Consider the following 23,144-nt stretch of genomic DNA (forward strand, 5'->3'; position numbering starts at 1 on the left):
GGACCAAGCACGTGCAGGATCAGAAGTCGTCTTCGACCTCGCCATCCTTGACCTTGAACTCGCGGTTCTGCAGGTAGGCGTTGCGAATGAAGATGTACTTGTCACCCTGGATCAGCTTCTCTGCCGACAGCAGGTCGGCGCGGGTGTCGATGATGTCCAGGGCAAAGATCGAATTGCGCGTCGGCACATGGTCGATGTAGCGGTAGGGTTTGGTGTAGGTATCCGGGTACTTGGCCACGCCGTCACGCACGGTGCTCGGGCCCAGCAGCGGGATGACCACGTACGGGCCGCTCGGCACGCCCCAGTAGCCGAGGGTCTGGCCGAAGTCCTCGTCGTTGCGCTGCAGGCCCATCTTGGTACCCACGTCGAAGAAGCCGCCCAGGCCGAAGGTGGTGTTGACGATCAGCCGCGCAGTGTCCACGCCCGCCGCATGGGGCTTGAACTGCAGCAGGTCGTTGGCCAGGTTGGTCACGTCGCCCAGGTTGCGGAAGATGTTGTGGATGCCATCCTCGAGGAACTGCGGGGTGACCGCCTGGTACCCCTTGGCCAATGGCTTGAGGGCATAGGTGTCGAGGGTATCGTTGAAACGGAAGATCGGGCGGTTGACCGCTTCCCAGGGATCTTCCTCGGTGGCTGCCTGGGTGGCTGCCACGGGCGCCAGCAGCATGCTGGCGCAGACACAGGCCTGGGTGACTCGTTCGATCACACTGGCACCGATCCTACGCATAGGTGTTTCTCCATCGAATTTCTCGGCCGCAAGCGCAAACGGGTGCGCTGCTGTACGGCGGCAGTATAGAGGCTTGCGGGCTGATAAACAGCTTTACACATCTCTGCTCAATATTTTGTGAACAACTGTTGCGCGGTGCCGGTTGTCACAGGGCGGTAACAATCGCCGAATAGCCTGCGGACTATTTGAGGGAAGTTGCCATGGACAATGCACCCGCCTTCACCGCTGTGCTATTCGGCTTGCGCGGCTGCCTGGTGCAAGCCGCCAACGGTACCCCCTCGCCCGCCCCCGGCGCGCTAGCCACCCTCGCCAGCCTGCGCCAGCGCCAGGTGCCGTGCATCTGGCTGGACGACCTCGACGCCCCCCAAAGCAAGCGCCTGGCGCACGTACTGCCCGCCTGGCTGCCGGGGCATTCGGTGAACGGCGTGCGCTGGCCGGCGCCGAACGCCTGCTGGCAGGCCCTGATGACGCTGGACAGCGAACGCCTGGACGGCTGCGTGCTGGTCAGCGGCGACCCACGCCTGCTGCAATCTGGTCTGAACGCGGGGCTGTGGACGGTGGGGCTGGCTGCCTGCAGCCCGTTCTGCGACCGCAGCTCGCGGCAATGGCAAGCCTTGACCCCGCAGGAGCAGGACCTGGCCCGTGGCAAGGCGACGCTGGAACTGTTCAGCCTGGGCGTGCACTCGGTCATCGACCACCTGGAAGCGCTGGACACCTGCCTGCAGGACATCGCCCAACGCCGGCGCAAGGGCGAAAAACCCTGATACAGCACCATTGACGCGGATCATGCAAAGCATCGGCAGGTGGATTACGCTGAAGACAGGCCAGAACCTTTGCCGCTTCGCTGAGGTCCATGGCTTGCCAAGCCATTGATGGAGAACTGCCAATGCCTGCCCGCGAATTGCAAGAGCGCCTGAACAGCTTGCGCGAGCAACTGGACCGCAACGTGCCGCTTTCGGACGAGGAACTGGCCGCGCTGCACGAAGAAGCGCGCCAGATCGAGGCGCAACTGAAGCTTGAGGAAGCCACGCCAGACCATAACCTGGTGGACGGCGTGAACCTGGCGATCGAACGCTTCGAGGCCGACCACCCCGACCTCACCGCTACCCTGCGCAGCATTGCCAACTCGCTGCACAGCATGGGGATCTAGAAATACTGGGGCCGCTTTGCGGCCCTATCGCGACACAAGGCCGCTCCTACAGGTACAGCGCAAGCCCCAAATCTTGCGCTGTACCTGTAGGAGCGGCCTTGTGTCGCGATAGGGGCGCGAAGCGCCCCCCGGCGTACTTGCGAACCTTACTGCCGAACCAGGCGCTTGTTGTCCGGGCTGATCGCCCTCGTGCTGCGGTAAGGGTTGATATCCAGCCCACCCCGGCGCACATAGCGCGCATACACCGTCAAATGCTCCGGCTGCAGCAGGTTCTTCAAGTCCAGGTAGATCCGCTCCACACACTGCTCGTGGAAGTCGGCATGCTGGCGGAAGCTGATCAGGTAGGTCAGCAGGCTGGCATGGTCCAGCGCCCTGCCCTTGTACTCGACCACCACGCTGCCCCAGTCCGGCTGGCCGGTGACCGGGCAGTTGGACTTCAGCAGGTGACTGTGCAGGGTTTCTTCCACCTGCCGCTCCGGGTTGCAGTGCAGCAGCTCTGGCTGTGGCTGTTCGTAGTTGCTGATGGCAACGTCCAGCGCATCGATGCACTGCCCCGGCAACGCCACCACGCCTTGGGCCTCGACCTCGGCCAGGGTGCGCACTTTCACGCCCACCGGCTTGCCGGCGGCGGCGGACAGGTCTTTCTCCAGGCACGCCTGCAGCTCGCCAAGCGAGGCGAACACCGTCTGGTTCAACGAGTTCAGATACAGCTTGAACGACTTGGACTCGATGATGTTCGGCGAATCGGCGGGGATAGCGAACTCGCCGATCGCCACCACCGGCTTGCCCGAAGGCAGCAGCCAGCTCAGCTCGAAGCAGTTCCAGTAATCCACACCCTGCCACGGCAAGGTCTGGGCGGTAACGCCCAGCTCGGCCCACTTGGCGGTACGCGGGATCGGGAACAGCAGCTCCGGGGAATAGGTGGCAATGTATTCGCTGGATTTGCCCAGCGGGGAATGTTCGGCAGCGGGATGCATGGAAACTGACCTGAAGGTTCGAAATTGCCCCTAGTCTACCGGTTTTGCACCCCACCTTGGAGCGCAAGTCAGCGGTATTACATCTTCGTCAGTTTGGGGCGAGCGGGTGCATCGTCACGTATCATCTCAGCATCACCCGGTCCCTGTAGGAGCGGGTTCACCCGCGAACACCGGCAAAGCCGGTGCCATGCACCGTGTTGAATTCTTCGCGGGTAAACCCGCTCCCACAGGGTTTTGTGCCGTTTGCTGGAGTCAATTCACCCAATGAAACTGCTGATCGTCGAAGACCAGGCCCGGACCGGCCAGTACCTGAGCCAGGGCCTGAACGAGGCCGGCTTCGCCACCGAACTGGCCACCGACGGCGAGACCGGCCAGTTCCTCGCCCTGACCGGTGACCACGACCTGCTGATTCTCGACGTGATGCTGCCCGGCCGTGACGGCTGGCAGATCCTCCAGGCCGTGCGCCAGGCCGGCCTGGACACCCCGGTGCTGTTTCTCACCGCCCGCGATGCCGTGGAGGACCGGGTGCACGGCCTGGAGCTGGGCGCCGATGATTACCTGGTCAAGCCGTTTGCCTTCTCCGAACTGCTGGCGCGGGTGCGCAGCCTGCTGCGCCGGGGCACCAGCCCCAGCCAGGACACCACCCTGGGGCTGGCCGACCTGCGCCTGGACCTGATCCGCCGCCGCGCCGAGCGCGCCGGCCAGCGCATCGACCTGACCGCCAAGGAGTTCGCCCTGCTTGAACTGCTGCTGCGCCGCCAGGGCGAGGTGCTGCCCAAATCGCTGATCGCCTCGCAGGTGTGGGACATGAATTTCGACAGCGATACCAATGTGATCGAAGTGGCGATCCGCCGCCTGCGCCTGAAGATCGACGACCCGCACCCCAACAAGCTGATCCATACCGTACGCGGCATGGGCTATGTACTCGAAGAGCGCGCGGAGTGATGCGCCAGGTCTCCCTCGGCAGCCGCCTGGCCCTGCTGTTCGCCGCCTGCACCGCCGCTGTCTCGCTCGGCGCGGGCCTGATATTCAGCCGGGCCAGCGAGCAGCACTTCGTGGAACTGGACCAGCAGCTGCTGGACTCGCGCCTGTCGCTGTTCCGCACCCAGCTGGCCGGCATCTCCACCCCGGCCGAGCTGCAGGCGCGCCTGCCCGCCTTGCGCGATGAACTGGGCCACCAGGCCGACCTGGCCCTGCGCATCAACGGCAGCGACGGCGCCACCTGGTTCGAAAGCCGCACAGGCCTGCCCCGGACACCGCTGCCCGACGGGCTGGCAACCCTGCATGCGCAAGGCACCGACTACCGCAGCCTGGCCGTGCACCTGGCGCAAGGCGCCCCGCAGTCGCCACAACTGACCCTGTACCTCGACATCACCCATCACCAGCACTTCCTGCAGGGCATGCAACGGCTGATCTGGCTGACGGTGGGCCTGTCGGCGCTGGCCACGGCGCTGCTCGGTGCCTGGGCTGCACGCCGCGGGTTGCGCCCATTGCGGCAGATGGGCCAGGTGGCTGCCAGCGTGTCGGCGCGCTCGCTCACCACCCGCCTGCCGGTGGCACAGATGCCCGAAGAGCTGGCCGAGCTGGCGACGGCCATGAACGCCATGCTGCAGCGCCTGGACGATGCCTTCCAGCGCCTGTCGGCATTCTCTGCCGACATCGCCCACGAGCTGCGCACGCCGCTGTCCAACCTGCTGACCCACACCCAGGTCACCCTCACCCGCCCGCGCAGCCTCGAAGAGTACCGCGAAGCCCTGCACGGCAACCTCGAGGAACTGCAATGGATGGCGCAGATGATCAACGACATGCTGTTCCTGGCCAAGGCCGACCATGGCCTGCTGGTGCCGGGGCAAGCACCGCTGGTGCTGCATGAGGAGGTGGATGCGCTGCTGGAGTACTACGCGCCGCTGGCAGAGGACAGCGGCGTGCAGATGCTGCGCGAGGGTGAGGCGCTGCTGCAGGGCGACCGGCATATGCTGCGCCGGGCGCTGTCCAACTTGCTGGACAATGCCTTGCGCTTTACCCCGTCGGGTGGGCAGATAAAGGTGACATTGGGGCCAGGGCCGAGGGTTGGCGTGGCCAATACCGGGGCGGCTATCGAGCCGGCAGTGTTACCACGGTTGTTCGACCGCTTCTACCGGGTGGACCCGGCGCGGCGGGAAGGCAGTAGCGAGCATGCCGGGTTGGGGTTGGCGATTACCCGGTCGATCGTGCAGGCCCATGGTGGGCGCATCAGGGCGGAGTGTGCGGACGGGTGGACGCGATTCGTGATCGATTTCACTGAAGACCAGTGACATCGGGGCTGCTTTGCAGCCCATCGCCGGCAAGCCAGCTCCCACAGGTACAGCGCAGGTCTTGAGCTTGATGCAATCCTGTGGGGGCGACCGTCTTGTACTGCCTGTACTGGCCTCATCGCTGGCAAGCCAGGCTCCTACAGGGACTGCGCAGGGCTTGAGGCCGATGCGGTCGGGGTGGGAGCTGGCTTGCCGGCGATGAGGCCCTCAACAGTCACTCAAACTGCCAGGCCAATCGCCGGCTGCACCTGCGATGCCCGATAAGCCGGGTAAATGGTCGCCAGGAAGCTCATCACCAACCCGGCAGTGCAGATGATCGCCACATCGCCCCACTGCAACTGCGACGGCAAGCTGCTGACGAAGTACACATCCGAAGTAAAGATGTGCTGCCCGCTCACCCGCTCCAGCCAACCGACGATCTGGCTGACGTTGAACGCCGCAACCACCCCAAGCACGCCACCGATCAGCGTCCCGACAATACCGATCAGGCTGCCCTGGACCATGAACGTGCCCATGATCTGCGCCGGCGTGGCGCCCAGGGTGCGCAGGATGGCGATGTCCGGCCCCTTGTCGTTCACCACCATCACCAGGGTGGCGATGATGTTGAACGCCGCGACCGCGATGATCATCAGCAACAGCAGGCCGATCATGGTCTTTTCCATCTTCATGGCACTGAACAGGCTGCCCTGGGTATGCGACCAGTCATCGGCACGGTAGGCATCGCCCAGCCCGGCAGCGATGGCCTTGGACACCTGCGGCGCGGCATACAGGTCGTGCAGTTTCAGGCGCACGCCCTGCACCTGGCCCGGCGCCCAGCGCTGCATGGCGCCGGCATCGTCGACGTGAATGTAAGCCTGCGAGCCGTCCAGCTCGGCGCCGACCTTGAAGATACCGACCACGGTCAGGCGCTGCATGCGCGGGGTGATACCGCCCGGCTCCTTGCTGATTTCCGGCACGATCAGGGTCAGTTTGTCGCCGGTATTCAAACGGAAGCGCCGCGCAGTCAGCTCACCGATGACCACGCCGAACTCTCCCGGCTGCAGGTCCTGCAGGCGGCCCTGGACGATATGCTGGCCGACGATCGAGACCTTGCCCTCTTCGGCCGGGTCGATACCGCCGACCTGGATCGGCTGCATCGCGCCCTTGTACGACAGCATGCCTTCCATTTCGGTAATCGGCGCTGCCGCCATCACCGCCGGGTCGCGCATGGCCGCGTCGGCCACCTTGTGCCAGTCGTCCAGTGGCTGCACGCCGAGGATGGCGGCATGCGGCACCAGGCCGAGGATGCGCGAACTCATTTCGCGCTGGAACCCGTTCATCACCGACAGCACCACGATCATCGCCAGCACGCCCAGCGACAGGCCGATCATCGAGGTCATCGAGATGAACGAGATGAAGTGGTTGCGGCGCTTGGCTCGGGTGTAGCGCGCGCCGATGAAAATGGGCAAGGGTCTGAACATGTACGGAAACACCCAATGAAAACAGGAAAACGGGGCGGCACCGGCCACCCCGTGCAGTCGATCAGATCGCCACCAGGTGGCCGTCGTCGAGCTTCAATACACGATCCATCTGGCGCGCCAGGTTGAGGTCGTGGGTGACCACCAGGAACGCCGTGCGCGACGCACTGGACAGCTCCTGCATCAACTCCTGGATGCCCTGGGCGGTGTGGTGGTCGAGGTTGCCGGTCGGCTCGTCGAGCATTACCAGGCCGGGGCGGTTGACCAGTGCGCGGGCAATCGCTACCCGCTGGCGCTCACCACCGGACAACTCGGCCGGCTTGTGGTTGAAGCGGTGGGCCAGGCCAACACGCTTGAGCAGCGCCTCGGCACGCTCACGGGCCTCGGGGATCGGCGTGCGGCCGATCAGCAACGGCATGCACACGTTTTCGATGGCAGTGAATTCCGGCAGCAAGTGGTGGAACTGGTAGACAAAGCCCAGCTCGCGGTTGCGCAACAGGCCACGGGCACGCTCGCCCAGTGCCGACAGCTCCTCGCCGGCCAGCCAGACGCTGCCCTGGGTCGGCCGGTCGAGGCCGCCCAACAGGTTGAGCAAGGTACTCTTGCCCGAGCCGGAGCTACCCACGATGGCTACCCGCTCACCGGCGTGCAGCTCGAGGTTGAGCCCGGACAGCACCTGCACCGACTCCGGGCCCTCGTCGTAGGACTTGCCCAGGTTGCGGCAACTCAGAACGGCTTTATCACTCATGCGCGACTCACTCATAACGTAGCGCCTCTGCAGGCTGGGTGCGGGCCGCACGCCAGGCCGGGTACAGGGTGGCGAAGAAACTCAGGACCAGCGCCGCACCACAGACCATGTATACGTCCTGGGCCTGGATCTGCGACGGCAGGTAATCGATGAAGTACACGTCGGCGTTGAGGAACTTGTGCCCGATCAGTTTCTCGATGCCGGCGATCACCGCGCTCACGTTCAGCGCGGCGACGATCCCGACCACGGCGCCGATCAGGGTACCGATCACCCCGATCACCGTGCCCTGGACCATGAAGATGAGCATGATCTGCCCAGGCGTGGCGCCCAAGGTACGCAGAATAGCGATGTCGCCACGCTTGTCGTTGACCACCATCACCAGGGTGGAAATGATGTTGAACGCCGCCACCGCCACGATCAGCAGCAACAGCAGGCCGATCATGGCCTTTTCCATGCGGATCGCCTGGTACAGGTTGCCGTGGGTGCGGGTCCAGTCACGGCTGTAGAACTCCTGGTCCCCCAGGCGCTGGGCGATGTCCCAGGCCACCCGCGGCGCCTGGAACAGGTCGTCGAACTTCAGGCGCAGGCCCTGGACCTGGTCAGGCTTCCAGCGGTGCAGCCGGGACAGGTCGCTGATGTTGGTCAGGCCCAGGTAGCCGTCGATTTCGCCCGCGCCCACGTGGAAGGTACCGACCACGGTGAAGCGCTTCATGCGCGGGAACATGCCGGCCGGGGTCACGCTGACCTCGGGGGCGACGAAGGTGAGCTTGTCGCCGATGCCCACGCCCAGCTTGGCCGCGGCCTTGTCGCCGATCATGATGCCCCACTCGCCCGGCGCCAGCTGGTCCAGGCGGCCTTGCAGGACGAACTTGTCGATGATCGACACTTCGCGCTCGCGGGCCGGGTCGATGCCGTTGAGCAGCACCTTCTGCACCTTGCCTTCGTGGGTCAGCAGGCCCTGCATCTGGGTGAAGGGCGCAACCGCCACCACCTGCGGATTCTGCTTTACTTGTTGGGCAAGGGCCGGCCAGTCGGCAATGGGCTGGCCGCTCTCCAGCGTGGCATGGGGGATCATGCCCAACACGCGGGTACGCATCTCGTGGTCGAAACCGTTCATGACCGAGAGCACCACGATCATCACAACCACACCCAGGGCGAGGCCGATCATCGAGGTCAGGGAAATGAACGAGACGAAGTGATTGCGACGTTTGGCACGGGTATAACGCGTGCCGATGAATGCGAAAAGAGGTCTGAACATGTCGGGGCTTGTTCGGATGAAAGGGAACGTCCTTGTGGCGAGGCGCCTACGGCGGCTTTACACTCGGACCACCGCCGCTACCTTGGGTTCGCCATGACGACATTAGACGAAGAAGATCGCCGCGAATACTACCGCATCGAAGATCGGATCGCACTTCAAATCAGCCCCCTCAGCGCGGCCGAAGCCCTTGACCCAGATGTGTTGCAAGATGATTCGCCTCTGTTCAACCTGCTCAGCGAGCTGCACCTGTCCGACTTCGAGTCGCAGCACCTGCTGCGCCAGCTGAGCGAGAAGGACCGCACCCTCGCCGCTTTCCTGCGCGCACAGAACAAACGCCTCGACCTGCTTAGCGCAGTAGTTGCCCAGACCCTGCTCGGCGAAGTTGGCCAGCCCCAGCCGGTGGTCATTTCCGAGGGCGGCATCGAGTTCGCACAAGCCACAGCGGTTGCCCCCGGCACCCGGGTGAAGGTGAAGATGGTGCTGATGCCGCGCGCCCACGGCCTGCTGCTGCGCGGCAAGGTCACCCATTGCGACCCGCGCCCGGAGGGCGGCTTCGAGGTCGGCACCGAATTCACCGACATGACCGACGCCCAACGGCAATTGCTGGCCCGCTACATCCTGCAACGCCAGCAGCAGCAACGGCGCCAGCAGCTGGAACAGAACGACCCCGCCTCCTGAGCCCATTTTTCTCTGATTTGAAGGAACGAACGTGACCCTGATCTACGGCCACCGCGGCGCCAAGGGCGAAGCGCCCGAGAACACCCTGAAGAGCTTCCAGCAATGCCTCGCCCATGGCGTGACCCGCTGCGAGCTGGACCTGCACCTGTCGGCCGACAACGAGCTGATGGTGATCCACGACCCTACCCTCAAGCGCACCACCGGCAAACGCGGCAAGGTGGTCGAGCACCCGGCCGCAGACCTGGTCAAGATAGATGCCCGCAAAGGCGGCCCGGGCCATGTCCAGCCCTGCCCCATCCCGAGACTGGAAGAACTGTTCCAGAAGTGCCCGTTCGAACATTGGCAGCTGGAAGTGAAAAGCGCCTCGCGTACCCGCGCCGCGACCACCGTGCTGGCGATCCGCGAACTGGCCCAGCAGTACGGCCTGCTGGACAAGGTGACCATTACCTCCAGCTCACGCGAAGTGCTGGGTGCCGCCCTGGAGCTGGTGCCGGACGTCAAACGCGGGCTGGTAGCCGAATACGCCTGGCTCGACCCATTGAAGGTGGCACAGAACTACGGCTGCAACCTGCTGGCATTGAACTGGACGCTGTGCACCCCCGAGCGCCTGCTGAAAGCCCAGGCCCAGGGTTTGCACGTGTCGGTGTGGACGGTCAACGAACCGGCACTGATGCGCCGGCTCGCTGACTTCGGTGTGGACAGCCTGATTACAGACTTTCCCGGTTTGGCCAGGACCACCCTCGGGCAGGGTTGAAATCGGTCTCTCCGACCGGCTCAGGCCACCGGTCGGAGCCGCTCAAAAAAGCCGGTTCAGGCCATCGTAGGCAGCTACCCGATAGGCTTCGGCCATGGTCGGGTAGTTGAACGTGGTGTTGACGAAATACTTCAGGTTGTTCAGCTCGCCCGGCTGGTTCATCACGGCCTGGCCGATATGGACGATTTCCGAAGCCTGGTAGCCGAAGCAGTGTACGCCCAGCACCTCCAGTGTTTCGCGGTGGAACAGGATCTTCAGCATGCCTTGCGGCTCGCCGGCGATCTGTGCACGGGCCATGCTCTTGAAGAAGGCTTTGCCCACTTCGTACGGCACCTTGGCCTGGGTCAGTTCCTGCTCGTTCTTGCCGATCGAGCTGATCTCCGGAATGGTATAGATACCGGTCGGCACATCATTGACGAAGCGCCAGCTGCCATTGTCCACGATGCTGCCAGCTGCCGAACGGCCCTGGTCATGGGCAGCGCTGGCCAGGCTTGGCCAGCCGATCACGTCGCCGGCACCGTAGATGTTCGGCACGCTGGTGCGGTAGGCCTCGTCGACCTCGATCTGGCCGCGGCTGTTGACCTTGATACCGATGTTTTCCAGGCCCAGCTTGTCAGTGTTGCCGGTACGGCCGTTGCACCACAGCAAGGCGTCGGCCTTGATCTTCTTGCCCGACTTCAGGTGCAGGATCACCCCGTTGTCCAGGCCTTCGACGCGCTCATACTCTTCGTTGTGGCGCACGGTGATGTTGTTGTTGCTGAAGTGGTAGCTCAGCGCCTGGGAAATTTCCGAGTCGAGGAAGCTCAGCAACTGGCCACGGTTGTCTACCAGCTCTACCAATACACCCAGGCCGCTGAAGATCGAGGCGTATTCGCAACCGATCACGCCGGCTCCGTACACGATCAGCTTGCGTGGGGTGTGGCTGAGGCTGAGGATGGTATCGCTGTCGTAGACGCGCGGGTGGTGGAAGTCGATATCGGCCGGGCGGTACGGGCGCGAGCCAGTGGCGATGATGATGTGCTTGGCGTTGAGCTTTTCCACCACACCGTTCGGGCAAACCACTTCGACGGTCTGCTCGTCGGCGAAGCTGCCGGTGCCGAAGAACACGTCCACGCGGTTACGTGCGTAGTAGCCGGTGCGCGACGCTACCTGCTTGGCGATGACCTTCTCGGCGCTTTTCAGCACGTCGGGGAACGAGAACCAGCGCGGCTCACCGATGGCACGGAACATCGGGTTGGTGTTGAACTGCATGATCTGCCGCACCGAGTGACGCAGTGCTTTGGACGGGATGGTGCCCAGGTGGGTGCAGTTGCCCCCGACCTGGCGACGGCTATCGACCATCGCCACCTTGCGCCCTGCTTTGGCGGCGTTCATTGCCGCACCTTCTCCGGCCGGGCCGGAACCCAGCACCACTACGTCGTAGTTGTAGACAGCCATGCGTACTCCTTCAGAACTGGCCCGCAAGCTACGGTCGCTCGCGGGGCGCGATCATGCCGCCGGGGCGTCATGAGAAAATTCGGGTGCAGTCTAATCAAGCGTGAACGCCGCGCACATTAACCCTTGGTCGCGTCGTAGGCCAATTTCGCCCGCACTACATGTGAACCATTCCCTGGCGGCGATCATCCCTGCTTGTGCTTTCACTCGCCTTTCACTGCCCGTTCGAATGCGGGCGTAGCTCGGGAGACGAAGCCACCCTCGGCCCGAGTCACCAATACCGCGGCAAGGCCATGCGCCACGGCAAAATCCCAGCCACGTTCCGGGCCCAGGATCAACAGCAGCGTCGAATAGCCGTCGGCCTGCAGCGCCGAGGCATCGAGCACGGTGACTGCGGCCAGGTCGTGCTGCACCGGGCGCCCGAGGCGGGCATCGAAGGTGTGCGAATAGCGCCGGCCATTCTCCTCGAAATAGTGCCGATAGTCACCCGAGGTCGATACCGAAAGGCCATTGACCGGGATGATCTGGCGGGCTATCTGGCGATCTTCGCGGGGTAGCTCCAGGGCGATGCGCCAGGGGCTGCCATCCGGTTTGCGGCCGGCGGCCTTGAGCTCGCCGGTGGCTTCGGCGACAAAGTTGGCCACGCCCATGGCCTGCAGGCGCGCGGCGATCAGGTCGACGGCATGGCCGGCGGCGATGCTGTTGAAGTCGAGCTTCACCGGGGCGTCCTTGCACAGGGCCTGGCCGTCGATGTGCAGATGCCGGTAGCCCACGCGCTGGCGCACCTGGGCCAGGGCCGACGGGTCGGGCACCTGTTCGTGACGGGCCTGGGGGCCGAACCCCCACAGGTCGAGCAAGGGTTCGACGGTAAGGTCGAAGGCGCCGCCGCTCTGCTCGGCCAGGTGCTGACCAAGGCTGACCAGTTCGAGCATGTCGGGCGGCAGTACCTGGCACTGGTTGGCGGGCAACTGGTTGAAACGGCTGATGGTGGAGTCGCCGCGGTAGGTCGAGTAGTGCTGGTCGATGCCGTGCAGGATGGTTTCGACTGCCGCCTGCACCTGAACCGGCGCCGGGCCGCCGGGTTCGCGCACGTACTGGATGCTGTAGCTGCTGCCCATGGTCGGGCCACCCAGGCGCTCCAGGGTGGGGCCCTGGTTGCAGGCGGTGAGCAGCATGAGGATGAACAGCAAGGCTGTGCGCAAGGTTCGGGCTCTCGGTTGCCTGTGCCGGCCTCTTCGCGGGTATACCCGCTCCCACAGGTATACCACTGCCCTCACGGACGACGCGGCCCTGTGGGAGCGGGTTTACCCGCGAAGAGGCCGGCACAGGCAACAAAAATTCTGGATAAAAAAACGGGAACCCGAAGGTTCCCGTTTTTTCATTGCCTTACAAGCGTATCAGTGCGGAAACGCTGGCGGGTTCACACCGGCCATCTCTTCCATCACACGAACCACCTGGCAGCTGTAACCGAATTCGTTGTCGTACCAGACGTACAGAACAACGCGGTTGTCATTGCAGATGGTCGCTTCGGCGTCAACCACACCGGCGTGGCGCGAACCGACGAAGTCGGTCGAAACCACTTCCTGCGAGCTGACGTAATCGATCTGCTTGTGCAGTTCCGAGTGCATGGCGGTCTGGCGCAGGTACTCGTTGATCTCGTCGCGGCTGGTGGCCTTCTCGAGGTTCAGGTTGAGGATGGCCATCGAAACGTTCGGCGTCGGTACGCGAATGGCGTTGCCGGTCAGCTTGCCCTTCAGCACTGGCAGTGCCTTGGCGGCAGCAGTGGCGGCGCCGGTTTCGGTGATGACCATGTTCAGCGGCGCGGCACGGCCACGGCGGCTGCCCTTGTGGAAGTTGTCGATCAGGTTCTGGTCGTTGGTGAACGAGTGAACGGTTTCGACGTGGCCGTTGACGATGCCGTACTGGTCGTTGATGGCCTTGAGCACCGGCACGATGGCGTTGGTGGTGCAGGAAGCGGCCGAGATGATCTTGTCATCGGCAGCGATGTCGCCGTGGTTGATGCCGTGCACGATGTTCTTCAGCGCGCCCTTGCCAGGTGCGGTGAGGATCACGCGGGCAGCGCCCGGGCAGGCCAGGTGCTGGCCCAGGCCGTCGGCATCACGCCATACGCCGGTGTTGTCGACGATCAGCGCGTTTTCGATGCCGTACTGGGTGTAGTCGACTTCGCTCGGGCTCTTGGCGTAGATAACCTGGATCAGGTTGCCGTTGGCGGTGATGGTGTTGTTGGCTTCGTCGATGGTGATGGTGCCATCGAACGGGCCGTGCACCGAGTCACGGCGCAGCAGGCTGGCACGCTTGACCAGGTCGTTCTCGGCGCCCTTGCGCACGACGATGGCGCGCAGGCGCAGGCCGTCGCCACCACCGGTCTTCTCGATCAGGATGCGCGCCAGCAGGCGGCCGATGCGACCGAAACCGTACAGCACAACGTCGGTGCCCTTGCGCGCCGAAGCGTTCTGCTGGCCAACTACCGCGGCCAGTTCTTCACGGACGAACTGCTCGGCAGTGCGGCCATTGCCTTCCTGCTTGAACTTGTTGGCCAGCTTGCCCAGGTCGACCGAAGCGGCGCCCAGTTTCAGCTCGCTCATGGCCTTGAGCAGGGGGAATGTCTCGTGGACGGACAGTTCGGTTTCGTCGGCTTGACGATGACGCGCAAAGCGGTGCGCCTTGAGGATCGAGATAACCGAACGGTTGATCAGGCTACGGCCATAAATCGAGCTCACCACGTTGTTGTTGCGGTAGAGCTGACCGATAAGCGGGATCATCGCTTCAGCCAGGGCTTCACGATCGATCCACTCACCAAGACACTGGTCGGGCTTCTGAGTCACGGGAACCTTCCACATGTAGGGACAGAAAAAAGGGGCTACATTATGACGCCCCAACGCGTTACGGGCAATGAGCGCCTGTCGCGGCCACGCAAGCCAGCGTTCACGCCCTTTCGAACCTGACAGCCGGCACCGTCACCGGTACAATCGATCTCTTTGCCGCAACGCTTGGAGTGCAATCTCCCGTGTCAGTTCTGCGCCTACCGCAAATGTCGGCCACGGCCGGCAAACAAACCTGGGGCAATCTACCCGGTGCCGCCCTCAGCCTGGCCATCGCCGAGGCCGCCAGCAGCGCGGGCCGCTTCACTTTGCTGCTGACAGCCGACAGCCAGGCTGCCGATCGTCTGGAACAGGAACTTCGCTTCTTTGCCCCGGACCTGCCGGTGCTGCCGTTCCCCGATTGGGAAACCCTGCCCTACGACCTGTTCTCGCCGCACCAGGACATCATTTCCCAGCGCATCGCCAGCCTCTACCGCCTGCCCGAGCTGAGCCACGGCATCCTCGTGGTGCCGGTCACCACCGCCCTGCACCGCCTGGCGCCGACCCGCTTCCTGCTGGGCAGCAGCCTGGTGCTGGACGTGGGCCAGACCATCGACGTGGAGCAGATGCGCCTGCGCCTGGAGGCCAGTGGCTATCGCTGCGTCAACACCGTCTACGAGCATGGCGAGTTCGCCGTGCGCGGCGCGTTGATCGACCTGTTCCCGATGGGTAGCAAGCTGCCCTACCGTATCGACCTGTTCGATGACGAGATCGAGACGCTGCGCACCTTCGACCCCGAGACCCAGCGCTCGATCGACAAGGTGGATTCGGTGCGCCTGCTGCCGGCGCGCGAGTTCCCGATGCAGAAAGAGGAAGTGACCCGCTTCAAGGCGCGCTTCCGCGAACGCTTCGATGTCGATTTCCGCCGCAGCGCGATCTTCCAGGACCTGGCCAGCGGTATCATCCCCGCCGGCATCGAGTACTACCTGCCGCTGTTCTTCGAAGAAACCTCGACCCTGTTCGACTACCTGCCGGCCGACACCCAGGTGTTCTCGCTGCCCGGCGTGGAACAGGCCGCCGAACACTTCTGGAACGACGTGCGCGGGCGTTATGAAGACCGCCGTGGCGACCTGAGCCGGCCGCTGCTGCCGCCGGCCGAGCTGTTCCTGCCGGTGGAAGACTGCTTTGCCCGGCTCAAGCAATGGCCACGGGTAGTGGTCAGCACCGAAGACCTCGACCCGGGCGTGGGTCGCGAGCGCTTCCCGGCACGCGCCCTGCCCAACCTGGCAATCGAAGCCAAGGCCAACCAGCCCCTGGCCGAACTGGCCAACTTCCTCGACCAGTTCCCCGGCCGGGTGTTGTTCACCGCCGAATCGGCGGGCCGCCGCGAAGTGCTGCTGGAGCTGCTCGAGCGGCTGAAACTGCGCCCGCATACCGTCGACGGCTGGGCCGACTTCATCACCGGCAGCGAACGCCTGGCAATCACCATCGCCCCACTGGACGAAGGCCTGCTGCTGGACGACCCAGGCCTGGCCCTGATCGCCGAAAGCCCGCTGTTCGGCCAGCGAGTCATGCAGCGCCGGCGCCGCGACAAGCGTGGCGAAACCGCCAACGACGCGGTGATCAAGAACCTGACCGAGCTGCGCGAAGGCGCGCCGGTGGTGCACATCGACCATGGCGTGGGCCGCTACCTGGGCCTGGCCACCCTGGAAATCGACGGCCAGGCCGCCGAATTCCTCACCCTGGAATACGCCGAGGGCGCCAAGCTGTACGTGCCGGTGGCCAACCTGCATCTGATCGCTCGCTACACCGGGAGCGACGATGCCCTGGCACCGCTGCACCGGCTGGGCTCGGAGGCCTGGCAGAAGGCCAAGCGCAAGGCCGCCGAACAAGTGCGCGACGTCGCCGCCGAACTGCTCGATATCTATGCCCGCCGCGCCGCGCGCAAAGGCTATGCATTTGCCGACCCGTCCGCCGACTACGCCACCTTCAGCGCCGGCTTCCCGTTCGAGGAAACCCCGGATCAGCAGGCTGCCATCGAAGCCGTGCGTGCCGACATGCTGGCGCCCAAGCCGATGGACCGCCTGGTGTGCGGCGACGTCGGCTTCGGCAAGACCGAAGTGGCCATGCGCGCAGCGTTCATCGCCGTACACAGCGGCCGCCAGGTGGCCGTGCTGGTGCCCACCACCCTGCTCGCCCAGCAGCACTACAACAGCTTCCGCGACCGCTTTGCCGACTGGCCGGTGACCGTGGAGGTGATGAGCCGCTTCAAGTCGGCCAAGGAAGTGGCCAACGCCGCCGCCGATCTGGCCGAAGGCAAGATCGACATCCTCATCGGCACCCACAAGCTGCTGCAGGACGATGTACGCTTCAAGGACCTGGGCCTGGCCATCATCGACGAAGAGCACCGCTTTGGCGTGCGCCAGAAGGAACAGCTCAAGGCCCTGCGCAGCGAAGTGGACATCCTCACCCTCACCGCCACGCCGATCCCGCGTACGCTGAACATGGCGGTGGCGGGCATGCGCGACCTGTCGATCATCGCCACGCCGCCAGCGCGCCGCCTGTCGGTACGCACCTTCGTCATGGAGCAGAACAAGAGCACGGTCAAGGAGGCGCTGCTGCGCGAGCTGCTGCGCGGTGGCCAGGTGTACTACCTGCACAACGATGTGAAAACCATCGAGAAATGCGCCGCCGACCTTGCCGAACTGGTGCCAGAGGCGCGCATCGGTATCGGCCACGGGCAGATGCGCGAGCGCGAGCTGGAACAGGTGATGAGCGATTTCTACCACAAGCGCTTCAACGTGCTGGTGGCCTCGACCATCATCGAAACCGGCATCGACGTGCCCAGCGCCAACACGATCGTCATCGAGCGCGCCGACAAGTTCGGCCTGGCCCAGCTGCACCAGCTGCGCGGCCGTGTTGGCCGAAGCCACCACCAGGCCTACGCCTACCTGCTGACGCCAACCCGGCAGAAGGTCAGCGCCGACGCCGAAAAACGCCTGGAGGCGATCGCCAACACCCAGGACCTCGGTGCCGGCTTCGTGCTGGCCACCAACGACCTGGAGATTCGCGGAGCCGGCGAGCTGCTGGGCGAAGGCCAGAGCGGGCAGATCCAGGCGGTGGGCTTTACCTTGTACATGGAAATGCTCGAACGCGCGGTCAAGGCGATCCGCAAGGGTACCCAGCCCAACCTTGAGCAGCCGCTGGGTGGTGGTCCGGAAATCAACCTGCGCCTGCCGGCACTGATCCCCGAGGACTACCTGCCCGACGTGCATGCACGGCTGATCCTGTACAAGCGCATTGCCTCGGCCGCCGATGAAGAAGGCCTCAAGGACCTGCAGGTGGAAATGATCGACCGCTTCGGCCTGCTGCCCGAGCCGACCAAGAACCTGATGCGCCTGACCTCGCTCAAGCTGCACGCGGAAAAGCTCGGCATCAAGAAAGTCGACGCCGGCCCCAACGGCGGCAAGATCGAGTTCGAGGCCGAGACCCCGGTCGACCCGCTGACCCTGATCAAGCTGATTCAGGGCCAGCCCAAACGCTACAAGTTCGAAGGCGCCACCCAGTTCCGCTTCCTGGTACCCATGGAACGCCCCGACGAACGCTTCAATAACCTGGAGGCGCTGTTCGAGCGCCTGACCCCACAGCCTGCCTAAGGAAGATCCATGCGTGCCATCCGTTGCCTGACCCTGCTGCTGGCGCTGTTCGCCCCGGCCGCCTTCGCCGAAGGCCTGTATCAGGTAGAAATGATCCTGGTGCGGCAGAACAGCGTGCCCGCCTTCACCAGCCCGTTCGCCCCCGAAGACTGGAGCGCCGGCGCTCCGCGCCTGGAAAAGGACGCCGAGCGCCGCCTGGCGCTGGAAGACGAAGCCACCCGCCTGGAAGCCACCGCGGACTACACCGTGCTACTGCACAAGGCCTGGCAGCAGCAAGTGGGCAGCGAGCCCAGCCGCATCGCCCTGGGCGAAGGCACCGAGCAGTTCGGCCACTTCCCCATCGAAGGCAACCTGAGCATCGCCGAGGGCCGTTTCATTGCGGTCGAGGCCAACTTCTGGGTCAACCAGCTGGACGGCAACGGCAGCGTGCTGCAAAGCGAGCAGTTCAAGCAGAGCAACAGCAACGTCAAGGGCGGCCAGCTGACCTTCCTCGACGGTGGGCACCTGGCGGTGCTGCTGAAGGTGACACCACCAGGTACGCCTAAAATGCCAGTGATGGACCCGGAGATGATGGAGCAGTGATGTGAGCGAGAGCGATGCGCAGTTCTTTGTGCGGGAGCACGACGGCTGGACGTTCGCGTTTGACCGCAAGTCCCTGCAACGCGGCCTGGACTACGCCGAGGAAGGCAGAAGCGAAATCGTGTCCATCCTCGACATGACCGTCCGCGCCCAGTGCGCAGGTTCCGGCGGCCGGACCTACTACCAGCGCATCACGCTGGACATGACGGAAGATGGCCTGGAGTGCCGAGGCACTTGCTCATGCCCGGTGGGCGAAGACTGCAAGCATTGTGCGGCTGCGCTCTATTTGCTGGAGCGCGGGCCGGATTACGCCGAGGGCAGCCATGATGCCCCTCACCCAACGGTTGACGCAGCCCGGCAATCTCTGGACCTCCCACCTGAACTCGCCCATTGGGTCGAGGCCCTGGAAGCTCCGACAAAGCCTGCCGAGCCTGCCAGGCGCAAAGGCCCGTCGCTCTACTACAAGGTCGTTAATGAGCACGGCCTTTGCACGCTCAGCGTATCCAAAGGCACCCGCGAAGCCGATGGCCAGCTGAAACTCGCCCGTGCCAGCTCGCTGCCTGAGATGCTCTACTACACGCCACGTTACGTAACTGATGAGGACCTGCGCATCCTCAGGCTGATTGACGCCCTTGGCAAAAACACCAACATGCCAATCGCAAGGCTGGAAGGAAAGCAAGGCGCAGAGCTGTACGAGTTCGCACTGGCCAGTGGCCGCCTGATCTACGGCGAGCAACTGTTGCCACTAGCCCCCGGGCCGACACTGCCGGCCGAGTTTCGCTGGATGAGGCTTGAGAACGGCAGCTATCGTGGTGCGTGGCACCATGATGAGCGGATGCATGACATGGCACTGCCGCTCGACCCGCTCTATTACATCGATACCCAGACGGGCATGACTGGCAAGCTTGTACATGATCTTGACCCGTTCATTGCCAGCCAACTGGCAAGCGCACCTACGGTGCCCGAACACTTGATCATCCCCCTGAGCCACCGCTTGAACGCACTGAATCGCCAGGTTCCAACGCCTACAAGCGTACGCAGTGAAGAGATCGACAGTATTCAACCCAGGCCGCACCTGACGCTGGGCAGCCTTGAATTCAGCGCCTACATGCCCAAGACCGGCCGCATGCAGCGGCAGATGCAGCATCGGGCCGCACTGGCGTTCGACTATGACGGTTTACGCGCCAGCGGCAGCGACGAAAAACCGCTGACCCGCCTGGTAGACAACACCTGCCAGCGCATCCGCCGCCAGCCCCAGGCCGAACAGGCGCTGCGCAAGGTGCTGCGCGACCTCGGTTTCAAGGCCGCCACCCGGCAGAGCAAGGCCCTGCCTGACAGTGCCGGCGAGATGCTCCAGTTGCCCGATGACGAAGCCTGGCTGCGCTTTGCCCGCGAAGGCCTGCCGCGCCTGCGCGAAGCCGGTTGGAACATCGACATCCACCGCGACTTCGCCTTCAACCTGCAGGAAGTGGACGACTGGTACGCCACCATCGACGAAGCGCCCGGCCATGAATGGTTCGACCTGGAGCTGGGCATCGTGGTCGATGGCCAGCGCCACAGCCTGCTGCCGATCGTGCTGCAACTGCTGCGCAGCAACCCGGAGCTGCTGCGCCCCAGCGAACTGGCCCGGCGCAGTGACGACGAGCACCTGCTGATCGACCTCAACCGTGGCCGCCTAGATGCCCCGGCCCTGCGCGTTGCCTTGCCCTATGGCCGCATCAAGGCAGTGATGGGCACCTTGGGCGAACTGTACCTGCACGAAGACGCCGCAGGCCCGTCCCTGCGCCTGGACCGTGCCGATGCCTCACGCCTGAACGACATCGACGGCCTGCCCCTGCATTGGGAGGGTGGCGAGCATGTGCGCGACCTGGGCCGTCGCCTGCGCGATGCCCGTGACTTGCAGGTAGAACCGCCGTCCGGGTTGCAGGCCAGCCTGCGCCCTTACCAGCAACAAGGCCTGAACTGGCTGCAGGCGCTGCGCGAGATGGGCACCGGCGGCATCCTCGGCGACGACATGGGGCTGGGCAAGACCCTGCAGGCCCTGGCACACCTGCTGCTGGAAAAACAGTCCGGGCGCCTGAGCGCACCGGCCCTGGCGGTGATGCCGACCAGCCTGGTGCCCAACTGGCTGGACGAAGCCCAGCGCTTCGCCCCCGGGCTGCGCGTGCTGGCCCTGCAAGGCCCGGGGCGCAGCAAGCATTTCGCCAAACTGCACGAATACGACCTGGTCCTGACCACCTATGCCCTGGTGCCACGCGACCTCGAGCACCTGCGCGCCCAGGCCTGGCATGTGCTGGTGCTGGACGAGGCACAGAACATCAAGAGCAGCACCAGCAAGGCCGCCCTCGCGGTTTGCGAGCTGCGGGCCAATCAGCGCGTCTGCCTGACCGGCACGCCAATGGAAAACAACCTGGGCGAGCTGTGGTCGATTTTCCACTTCCTCATGCCTGGCTGGCTGGGTGACCTGAAGCGCTTCAACCAGGACTACCGCACACCGATCGAGCGCCACGGCGACAGCGAGCGCATGGCCCACCTGGCCAGCCGCATCCGCCCGTTCCTGCTGCGCCGCACCAAGGAGCAGGTGGCCACCGAGCTGCCGGCCAAGACCGAGATGGTGCACTGGGTCGAGCTTAGCGATGCCCAGCGCGACACCTACGAAGCCGTGCGGGTGGCCATGGACAAGAAAGTCCGCGATGAAATCGCCCGCAATGGCGCCGCGCGCAGCCAGATCATCATCCTCGACGCCCTGCTCAAGCTGCGCCAGGTATGCTGCGACCTGCGCCTGGTCAAAGGGGTGGAAAGCAAAGGCAACCAGGCCGACAAGGGCAAACTGGGCGCGCTGCTGGAAATGCTCGAAGAGCTGCTGAGCGAAGGGCGCCGGGTACTGTTGTTCTCGCAGTTCACCTCGATGCTGGCGTTGATCGAGCAGGAACTGGAGAAGCGCAAGATTCGCTACAGCCTGCTGACCGGCGACACCCGCGACCGGCGCACGCCGGTGCAGCAGTTCCAGCAGGGTGACAGCGAAGTGTTCCTGATCAGCCTCAAGGCGGGTGGCGTGGGCTTGAACCTGACAGCCGCGGACACGGTGATCCACTTCGACCCCTGGTGGAACCCGGCCAGCGAAAACCAGGCTACCGACCGCGCCTACCGCATTGGCCAGGACAAGCCGGTATTCGTGTTCAAGCTGATCACCCGGGGAACGGTGGAAGAAAAGATCCAGCTGTTGCAGCAGGAGAAGGCCGCGCTTGCGGCGAGCCTGCTGGATGGCGGGCAGGCCGGGCAATGGCGGCTGGGGGATGAAGAGATCGAAGCGCTGTTTGCGCCGCTGCCCGGGAAGCGCGGGCGGTAGCCCAGAATCCTTCGCTGCCTGTACCGGCCTCTTCGCGGGTAAACCCGCTCCCACAGGGAGATCAGTGCCCTCAAGGGCGGTGCCGTACCTGTGGGAGCGGGCGTGCCCGCGAAGGGGCCGGCGCGGTCAATCGACCAACTGCGCCTCTCGCAACGCCCCCAACGCCTCCAGCCACCGCGGCTGCTGGCGATAGTCAGTGCGTGCAAAACTGAAGCCTCGCATCCGAGCAAGGCGCGGCGATGGCTTGACTTTCAAGCGCTGCGCAGCAAGCAGAGCAAGCTCTGCCGAAGCCCGGTCATTACATACCAGGCCCACGTCACATCCCGCACCGAAAGCAGCCTCGACGCGACCAGCAACATCTCCGACCACATGGGCACCGGCCATGGACAGATCATCACTGAAAATCACGCCATCGAAGCCAAGCTCCCCCCTGAGAATGTCCTGAAGCCAGCGCCTCGAAAAACCGGCGGGCTTACTATCGACCTGGGGATAGATCACATGTGCAGGCATCACTGCCGACAGCTGGCGTGCCAATCGGGTAAATGGCACCAGGTCCGTCTTGCGCAGTTCATCCAGGCTGCGATCATCTACGGGAATGGCCACATGCGAATCGGCCTCAGCCCAGCCATGCCCAGGAAAATGCTTGCCGCATGCTGCCATGCCCGCTGCAGTCATGCCCCGGATGAACGCCCCACCCAGCTGAGTGACACGCTCTGGATCACCATCGAAGGCACGTGCACCAATGACTGCACTGCGCCCATGATCCAGATCGAGCACTGGAGCAAAACTCAAATCCAGCCCGATCGCCAGCACCTCGGTTGCCATCAACCAGCCACAATGCCCGGCCAATCGCTCGGCATCATCGCTCTGGGCGATCTGCCGCATGGATGGCAACCTGACGAACCCTTCACGCAAGCGTTGCACCCGCCCACCTTCCTGATCGACCGCAATGATCAGGTCAGGGCGCAAAGCACGTACCGAAGCGCACAGCTCCCGCACCTGACGCGGGTGGGCAATATTACGAGCAAAGATGATCAAACCAGCTACTTCAGGCTGGAGCAATAACCGACGATCCTCAGGCGTCAGCCCTGTGCCTTCGATATCGACCATCAAGGCCCCCTGCATACAAACTGTCATTACAAAATCCTCTAATCGAATATCAGAAACCCATTACGGGCGAAGCGGAGAAATCTCCGCTTTGCCCGAGTCTCTGGAATGCGTGCCGCCTGGTACACCGGGGCACATTTCCCGGTGTACTCAC

18 protein-coding genes are annotated in these 23,144 nt (G+C 64.2%); 9 read left to right on the forward strand and 9 right to left on the reverse strand.

From position 1 onward, the window contains the following. Positions 1-19 precede the first annotated feature (19 nt). The gene (locus tag IMX18_RS15940) at positions 20-727 is read right to left on the reverse strand and encodes an MlaA family lipoprotein (protein WP_015269550.1); all 708 of its coding nucleotides are present in this window, start codon (positions 725-727) and stop codon (positions 20-22) included. 200 nt (positions 728-927) lie between these two features. On the opposite strand from IMX18_RS15940, the gene pcrP reads away from it, so the two are divergent. Further along, entirely contained in the window at positions 928-1,491 is a 564-nt protein-coding gene (gene pcrP / locus IMX18_RS15945) for an HAD superfamily inactivated hydrolase PcrP (RefSeq protein ID WP_085721134.1), read from the forward strand. A 122-nt stretch (positions 1,492-1,613) separates the two neighbouring features. Continuing rightward, a complete protein-coding gene (locus IMX18_RS15950; protein ID WP_015269548.1) occupies positions 1,614-1,877 on the forward strand; it encodes a DUF4404 family protein in 264 nt (87 codons plus the stop codon). 146 nt (positions 1,878-2,023) lie between these two features. Here the strand turns inward: IMX18_RS15950 and queF are convergent, their stop codons facing one another. Further along, on the reverse strand, positions 2,024-2,854 hold the full coding sequence (gene queF, locus IMX18_RS15955; RefSeq protein WP_015269547.1) for an NADPH-dependent 7-cyano-7-deazaguanine reductase QueF: 831 nt from the start codon (positions 2,852-2,854) through the stop codon (positions 2,024-2,026). Between the two features lie 264 nt (positions 2,855-3,118). Here queF and cinR point away from each other — a divergent pair, with 264 nt between their 5' ends. Together cinR and IMX18_RS15965 are read left to right on the forward strand one after the other, a co-directional pair. Continuing rightward, a complete protein-coding gene (gene cinR, locus IMX18_RS15960; RefSeq protein ID WP_015269546.1) occupies positions 3,119-3,799 on the forward strand; it encodes a two-component system response regulator CinR in 681 nt (226 codons plus the stop codon). Beyond that, complete coding sequence (locus IMX18_RS15965; RefSeq protein ID WP_043935476.1) at positions 3,796-5,148, forward strand: heavy metal sensor histidine kinase; 1,353 nt, start codon at positions 3,796-3,798, stop codon at positions 5,146-5,148. The genes cinR and IMX18_RS15965 overlap by 4 nt, the downstream gene beginning before the upstream one ends. 218 nt (positions 5,149-5,366) lie before the next feature. Here the strand turns inward: IMX18_RS15965 and IMX18_RS15970 are convergent, their stop codons facing one another. The 3 genes from IMX18_RS15970 to IMX18_RS15980 all read right to left on the reverse strand — a co-directional run bounded on the left by IMX18_RS15970 (position 5,367) and on the right by IMX18_RS15980 (position 8,611). Then, positions 5,367-6,608 carry a lipoprotein-releasing ABC transporter permease subunit gene (locus tag IMX18_RS15970; RefSeq protein WP_015269544.1) on the reverse strand — a complete coding sequence of 414 codons (1,242 nt, stop codon included), beginning with the start codon at positions 6,606-6,608 and terminating at the stop codon, positions 5,367-5,369. Positions 6,609-6,669: 61 nt separating this feature from the next. Continuing rightward, a complete protein-coding gene (gene lolD, locus IMX18_RS15975; RefSeq protein ID WP_169774647.1) occupies positions 6,670-7,353 on the reverse strand; it encodes a lipoprotein-releasing ABC transporter ATP-binding protein LolD in 684 nt (227 codons plus the stop codon). Positions 7,354-7,360: 7 nt separating this feature from the next. Further along, positions 7,361-8,611: a lipoprotein-releasing ABC transporter permease subunit gene (locus IMX18_RS15980; RefSeq protein ID WP_015269543.1), complete on the reverse strand. Its 1,251-nt coding sequence runs from the start codon at positions 8,609-8,611 to the stop codon at positions 7,361-7,363. Positions 8,612-8,704: 93 nt separating this feature from the next. Between IMX18_RS15980 and IMX18_RS15985 the strand changes: the two genes are divergently transcribed. Beyond that, complete coding sequence (locus IMX18_RS15985; RefSeq protein WP_013971728.1) at positions 8,705-9,289, forward strand: PilZ domain-containing protein; 585 nt, start codon at positions 8,705-8,707, stop codon at positions 9,287-9,289. A 31-nt stretch (positions 9,290-9,320) separates the two neighbouring features. Beyond that, positions 9,321-10,043 (forward strand): glycerophosphodiester phosphodiesterase, encoded by a 723-nt coding sequence (locus IMX18_RS15990; RefSeq protein WP_013971727.1) that lies wholly within the window; start codon positions 9,321-9,323, stop codon positions 10,041-10,043. 42 nt (positions 10,044-10,085) lie between these two features. Here the strand turns inward: IMX18_RS15990 and sthA are convergent, their stop codons facing one another. The 3 genes from sthA to IMX18_RS16005 form a co-directional block, all read right to left on the reverse strand. Further along, a complete protein-coding gene (gene sthA, locus IMX18_RS15995) occupies positions 10,086-11,480 on the reverse strand; it encodes a Si-specific NAD(P)(+) transhydrogenase (protein ID WP_013971726.1) in 1,395 nt (464 codons plus the stop codon). Positions 11,481-11,680: 200 nt separating this feature from the next. Beyond that, a complete protein-coding gene (locus IMX18_RS16000; protein WP_100413500.1) occupies positions 11,681-12,679 on the reverse strand; it encodes an FAD:protein FMN transferase in 999 nt (332 codons plus the stop codon). 195 nt (positions 12,680-12,874) lie between these two features. Beyond that, the gene (locus IMX18_RS16005; RefSeq protein ID WP_043935474.1) at positions 12,875-14,338 is read right to left on the reverse strand and encodes a glyceraldehyde-3-phosphate dehydrogenase; all 1,464 of its coding nucleotides are present in this window, start codon (positions 14,336-14,338) and stop codon (positions 12,875-12,877) included. A gap of 167 nt (positions 14,339-14,505) precedes the next feature. Here IMX18_RS16005 and mfd point away from each other — a divergent pair, with 167 nt between their 5' ends. Genes mfd through IMX18_RS16020 form a run of 3 tightly spaced genes read left to right on the forward strand, consistent with a single transcriptional unit; the run spans position 14,506 to position 21,883 of the window. After that, positions 14,506-17,955, forward strand: a complete 3,450-nt coding sequence (gene mfd, locus IMX18_RS16010) for a transcription-repair coupling factor (RefSeq protein ID WP_217190932.1) — start codon at positions 14,506-14,508, stop codon at positions 17,953-17,955. Positions 17,956-17,964: 9 nt separating this feature from the next. Then, the gene (locus tag IMX18_RS16015) at positions 17,965-18,537 is read left to right on the forward strand and encodes a CsiV family protein (protein ID WP_004376408.1); all 573 of its coding nucleotides are present in this window, start codon (positions 17,965-17,967) and stop codon (positions 18,535-18,537) included. 1 nt (position 18,538) lies between these two features. Beyond that, entirely contained in the window at positions 18,539-21,883 is a 3,345-nt protein-coding gene (locus IMX18_RS16020; RefSeq protein ID WP_081013962.1) for a DEAD/DEAH box helicase, read from the forward strand. 126 nt (positions 21,884-22,009) lie between these two features. Here the strand turns inward: IMX18_RS16020 and nagZ are convergent, their stop codons facing one another. Then, entirely contained in the window at positions 22,010-23,008 is a 999-nt protein-coding gene (gene nagZ, locus IMX18_RS16025) for a beta-N-acetylhexosaminidase (RefSeq protein WP_178075723.1), read from the reverse strand. Positions 23,009-23,144 lie beyond the last annotated feature (136 nt).

It is taken from the genome of Pseudomonas shirazica, assembly GCF_015168335.1.
Lineage (GTDB): Bacteria > Pseudomonadota > Gammaproteobacteria > Pseudomonadales > Pseudomonadaceae > Aquipseudomonas > Aquipseudomonas asiatica.

Coding starts and splice junctions, on each gene's coding strand:
- IMX18_RS15985 (WP_013971728.1), top strand. CDS start 8,705: ATGACGACATTAGACGAAGAAGATCGCCGCGAATACTACCGCATCGAA.
- nagZ (WP_178075723.1), bottom strand. CDS start 23,008: ATGCAGGGGGCCTTGATGGTCGATATCGAAGGCACAGGGCTGACGCCT.
- sthA (WP_013971726.1), bottom strand. CDS start 11,480: ATGGCTGTCTACAACTACGACGTAGTGGTGCTGGGTTCCGGCCCGGCC.
- lolD (WP_169774647.1), bottom strand. CDS start 7,353: ATGAGTGATAAAGCCGTTCTGAGTTGCCGCAACCTGGGCAAGTCCTAC.
- IMX18_RS15970 (WP_015269544.1), bottom strand. CDS start 6,608: ATGTTCAGACCCTTGCCCATTTTCATCGGCGCGCGCTACACCCGAGCC.
- queF (WP_015269547.1), bottom strand. CDS start 2,854: ATGCATCCCGCTGCCGAACATTCCCCGCTGGGCAAATCCAGCGAATAC.
- pcrP (WP_085721134.1), top strand. CDS start 928: ATGGACAATGCACCCGCCTTCACCGCTGTGCTATTCGGCTTGCGCGGC.
- cinR (WP_015269546.1), top strand. CDS start 3,119: ATGAAACTGCTGATCGTCGAAGACCAGGCCCGGACCGGCCAGTACCTG.
- IMX18_RS16005 (WP_043935474.1), bottom strand. CDS start 14,338: ATGTGGAAGGTTCCCGTGACTCAGAAGCCCGACCAGTGTCTTGGTGAG.
- IMX18_RS15940 (WP_015269550.1), bottom strand. CDS start 727: ATGCGTAGGATCGGTGCCAGTGTGATCGAACGAGTCACCCAGGCCTGT.
- IMX18_RS15950 (WP_015269548.1), top strand. CDS start 1,614: ATGCCTGCCCGCGAATTGCAAGAGCGCCTGAACAGCTTGCGCGAGCAA.
- IMX18_RS15980 (WP_015269543.1), bottom strand. CDS start 8,611: ATGTTCAGACCTCTTTTCGCATTCATCGGCACGCGTTATACCCGTGCC.
- IMX18_RS16015 (WP_004376408.1), top strand. CDS start 17,965: ATGCGTGCCATCCGTTGCCTGACCCTGCTGCTGGCGCTGTTCGCCCCG.